The organism is Paracoccus sp. P2, assembly GCF_046335115.1.
Lineage (GTDB): Bacteria > Pseudomonadota > Alphaproteobacteria > Rhodobacterales > Rhodobacteraceae > Paracoccus > Paracoccus pantotrophus.
Genome location: NZ_JBGOSN010000172.1, coordinates 1 through 792 on the forward strand (window position 1 = coordinate 1; position 792 = coordinate 792).

1 protein-coding gene and 1 pseudogene are annotated in these 792 nt (G+C 57.7%); one reads left to right on the top strand and one right to left on the bottom strand.

Annotated features, from left to right (window positions below):
• On the top strand, window positions 1-373 hold a 373-nt coding region (locus ACDP63_RS25050; RefSeq protein ID WP_409928879.1), incomplete at its 5' end, for a DUF4145 domain-containing protein.
• 72 nt (window positions 374-445) lie between these two features.
• On the opposite strand, the pseudogene ACDP63_RS25055 reads toward ACDP63_RS25050, so the two are convergent.
• Window positions 446-792, bottom strand: a pseudogene (locus ACDP63_RS25055) (IS5/IS1182 family transposase); the annotation flags it as partial.

Sequence of the window (792 nt, forward strand, 5' to 3'; positions counted from 1 at the left end):
TAACGAGATGTATGTCGCCTATGATCACGGCGCCAATATTCTCACTGCCGTTGGCCTGAGAACCGCATTAGATCGAGCTACCGAGGTTATCGGCATCGATCCGGCAATGACCTTCGAGGAAAAGCTGACTGAATTGAAGAACGGCGGTTGGATCGGTGCTACAGAGCACGACATTCTGGACGTGATAACAAATGCCGGGAATGCTGCCGCTCATCGAGGCTGGTCGCCGAGCAAGGAGGACGTAGGAAAATTGCTGACGGCAATGGAAGCATTCTTGCACCGCGCCTTCATAGTCGGACAGGACGCTCTGGCCATTAAGGCCAATATCCCACCCAAACCGAAGCGCAAGAACGCAACGAAGGGAAAGCCGTAAAGGTGATGAACTTGAGCCGCGCCGGGTTTGCCGGAGGCTAGTTTTCATTAATCCGGTCTGACCAACCTTCCAGGCGGCGATTGTGACGCTGATGCCGGGATTTTCCTGTCCAAGGATCGCGGCGACCCGCTGAAGCAACACGGACAAAAGCGCCCTGAGATGGGCGAGGATCTTTCGGATATTGTGGCCGCAGGCGCAGAGGACAGAAAAGACCGCGTCAGCCGATACGGCCCTTCGATGGTGCCGCGCCGTTTCAGGAGCCGTGCCAGTAATGGCGTGAGGCCGCGTCACATGCCGCTGATCAGGATCTTGGTGCTGTTCACACCGTAGCCGCGATAGCCGCGGTCGACTACGGCGAGATCGAGCACCTGGTCGGTCAGGATGACGACCTGCTCCAGCGCCGGTACCAGTGTGTGGCC